This is a genomic window from Micromonospora sp. I033 (assembly GCF_053890995.1).
The window spans coordinates 1-3400 of sequence record NZ_JBSSLX010000350.1 but is presented as its reverse complement, the minus strand read 5'-3'; the positions used below and the strand labels follow the sequence as shown (position 1 = coordinate 3400).

Sequence of the window (3400 nt, the reverse complement as noted above, 5' to 3'; positions counted from 1 at the left end):
CGCATCGCCGAGCTGGCCCGCCGGGCCGCCGCCGCCGCGGAGCGGGAGGCCCCGGGGGCGGCGTCCGCGCCGTGGGACCGCTGGCAGGCCACGCCGGCCGGCCGCGCCGAGCCGCCCGGCGCGGTCCGGGTCGGCACGGTACGCATCCCCGGCGCCGAACCGGTGCCGGCGCTGGTCCCGCTGCTCGACGCCGGGCACGTGCACCTCGCCGGCAGCGACCGGGAGGGCGTGGCCGCGGTGGTGCCCGCGCTGCTGCTGCGCTCGGTCGGCCGGGCCGACCCCGGCGCGGTCCGGCTCTTCGGGTACGACCCGGAGCACCTGGGCGGCGGCCTCGCCGGGTTCGCCCCGCTCGGCACCGCCGGGCTGCTCACCTTCGTCGGCCCCGGTGGCCTGGGCCGGCTGCTGGACGACCTGGTGGAGCAGATCCGCCGGATCAACGAGACCGTGCTGGCCGGCGAGTACGGGTCGCTGCGCGAGCTGGCCGCCGCGACCGGCCGGCGCCCGGAGCCGTGGCGGGTGGCGGTGCTGCTCGGCGGCGACGAGCTGTCCCGGCACGAGCGTGGCCAGCTGGACCGGGTGGTGCGTACCGGGGCGGCCTGCGGGGTGCACCTGGTGGTCCGCGGCATCGACCTGCCCGACGGCCCGACCGTCACCCGGCTGGTGGTGGACCCGGACGACGCCCGGATCGGCGGGCTGCCGGTGGTGCTCGACCCGCCGCCGCCGGCCGCGCTGGTCACCGAGACCTGCCGCGCGGTGGCCTCCCGGGTCAACGCCGGACCGCCGCCGGCGCCCTTCACCGACCTGCTCCCCCCGGCCGGGGAGTACTGGCGGGAGGACTCGGCGCACGGGCTGACCGCGCCGATCGGCGAGGGCCCGCACGGGCGGCCGGTGCTGCTCACCCTCGGCGACTACCCGCCGCACGCGCTGATCGGCGGCCCGTCCGGCACCGGCAAGACGAACCTGATCTTCGCCTGGATCGGCGCGCTGGCCGCCCGCTACTCCCCCGCCGAGCTGGAGTTCTATCTGCTCGACTTCAAGGAGGGGGTGTCCTTCGCCCGGTTCGCCCAGGGCCGGCGGGACCCGAGCTGGCTGCCGCACATGCGACTGGTCGGCATCAACGTGAACACCGACCGGGAGTTCGGGCTGGCGCTGCTGCGCTTCCTCGCCGAGGAGCTGCGCCGCCGGGCCGACGCGGCGAAGAAGCACGAGGTCACCAAGCTGGCCGAGCTGCGCGCGGTGGACCCGACCGGGCACTGGCCGCGGATTGTGGCGGTGGTCGACGAGTTCCAGGCGCTGCTCGCCGGCCGGGACGTGGTCGCCCGGGAGGCCGCCGACCTGCTGGAGGACCTGGCCCGGCGGGGCCGGTCGCAGGGCATCCACCTGGTGCTCGCCTCGCAGGACGTGCGCGGCATCGAGGCGCTGTGGGGGCGGCCCGCCCTGGTCGCCCAGTTCACCCTGCGCATCGCGCTGCCCAAGGCGCTGCGGATCCTGGCCGAACGCAACGACGCGGCGCAGTCACTCCCCCGCCACCATGCCGTGGTCAACGCCGAGTCCGGCCTCGTCGAGGGCAACGAGGTGGCCCGCGTCCCGTCGGCGAGCGACTGGGAGACGTGGAGCGAACTCCAGCACCGGCTGTGGCGGATGCGCCCGCAGGACGCCGCCCCGGCCCGCCTCTTCGACGGCGACGCGATCCCGAAGCTGGCCGAGGCGCCCGACTTCCGCGCGCTGGCCGCGCCCGAGCAGGGGGTGCCGCGCAGCCCGGTGGCGCTGCTCGGCGAGATCATCGACGTGCAGGCCCGCTCGGCGGCGCTGCGGCTGCCCCGGGCCCCGGGCCGGAACCTGGCCGTGCTCGGCACCCGGGTCGACGAGGCGTGCGCGGTGCTCGACGCCGCCGCCCGCTCGCTCGCCCGGCAGTACCGGCCCGGCACGGCCCGGTTCTCCATCGCCTGCCTCGACCCGGACGCCGACCCGGCCGCCCGCGCCCTCTACGAGGACCTGGCCGACGACGCCGCCTGGTACGACGAGGAGACGGTGCCGGAGCTGATGGCCGAGGTGGGCGACGCGCTGGGCGCCCCGGGCACCCCGCAGACCCCGCACTTCCTGCTGCTGTACGCGGTGGACGCGGCGGCCGGGCAGCTCGCCGGGAAGGCCGGCCGGCGGACCGGGCTGGAGCAGCTGCGCCGGATCCTGCACGACGGGCCGGAGCGGCGTACCCACGTGCTGGCCTGGTGGCGCGGGGTGGCCCGGATGCGGGTCGACCTGGGCGGGCCGGCGGCACGCACCGACCAGATCGGCGCCTGGGTGGCGCTCGACGTGCAGGGCGCCGAGCTGGGTTCCTCGCTCTACCCGGGCACCGGCGGGCCGGACTGGTACCCCCGCCCGTGGCGGGGCCTCTACTTCGACCGGGCGGTGCACCGCACCGGACAGGTGATCATCCCTTATGGTCCCTCCCGATGAACGCACCGGTCTCCAGTGAGACGTACAGCGCCCAGGTCCGCCGGCTCGCCGAGGTGACCGCCCGGGTAGCCGCCCAACGCGCCGAGGCGCACACCTGGTACGCGCAGCAGCTCGCCGCCGCCGACCGGGCGGTGGCCGACGCCGCCGAGCAGGTGCGGCGGGCCGAGGCGGAGGTGGCCGAGGCGCAGCGGATGGTGGAGCGGGTGGACGCCGAGGCCACCCACCTGTGGGCGCAGCTCCGGGCGCGGATCGGCGCCGGCGGCCGGCGGCTGGGCGACCCGCCCGGGCCGGCCCGCGACGCCACCGGCGACCCGGTGCCGCTGCTGCGCGGCGTGCGCGACCTGCTGGAGCGGACCCGGCAGCCGGGCGAGCTGCCCAGCTCGGCGAACCCGCTGCTGGTCGGCTGCGGCATCGGCGGCGCGCTGGTGGCGTACGCCCTGGGCGCGGGGGCACGGGCGCTGGGTGCCGGCTCCGGTGGGGACCTGGCGGTCGGCATGCCGGTGCTGGCGCTGGTGGTGACGCTGCTCGGCCCGCTGGTCGGGTTGGCGCCGGCCCGGCTGCTCGCCGACCGCCGGCACGCCGTGCTGACCCCCCGCCCGATCATCCTGGTCGCCGCCGCCGGCCTGGCAACCACCGCCCTCCTACTGACCCTCACCATCACCCGCTGACCCGGGCCGGGCCGGGCCGGGTCGGCCCTCGGTGCGGTCGATCATGAGGTTAGCGGCGTGCCCGACGGCGTGTCGCGCCGCTAACCCCATGATCACCGGGCCGGAGGCCACCGGCCGGGCAGCCGGGGTCAGGCGGGGGTCAGGACGGCTTCCTTGAGGAGGCGGCGGGTCAGGACCAGGCGGTCGGCGTCGTCGTCCAGGCCGGGCAGGTCGCCGACCCGGGTGACCTCGCCGGCGAGCAGCGCGCGCACCGCCGGCTCGCAGGTGCCGGGCAG

The 3400-nt window shown here is 77.8% G+C and carries 2 protein-coding genes and 1 pseudogene; 2 read left to right on the top strand and 1 reads right to left on the bottom strand.

The annotated features are described in order from the left end of the window. Together ACW0Q9_RS29880 and ACW0Q9_RS29875 are read left to right on the top strand one after the other, a co-directional pair. Positions 1-2457, top strand: a 2457-nt coding sequence (locus tag ACW0Q9_RS29880; RefSeq protein WP_456187013.1) for an FtsK/SpoIIIE domain-containing protein, incomplete at its 5' end; no start/stop codon positions are given. Continuing rightward, complete coding sequence (locus ACW0Q9_RS29875; RefSeq protein WP_456187011.1) at positions 2454-3125, top strand: hypothetical protein; 672 nt, start codon at positions 2454-2456, stop codon at positions 3123-3125. The genes ACW0Q9_RS29880 and ACW0Q9_RS29875, both read left to right, overlap by 4 nt. Before the next feature lie 128 nt (positions 3126-3253). On the opposite strand, the pseudogene ACW0Q9_RS29870 reads toward ACW0Q9_RS29875, so the two are convergent. Further along, positions 3254-3400 (bottom strand): annotated as a pseudogene (locus ACW0Q9_RS29870) (cupin); the annotation flags it as partial.

Excerpts from the sequence above, each read along its gene's own strand:
- ACW0Q9_RS29875 (WP_456187011.1), top strand. The coding sequence starts at position 2,454 with ATGAACGCACCGGTCTCCAGTGAGACGTACAGCGCCCAGGTCCGCCGG.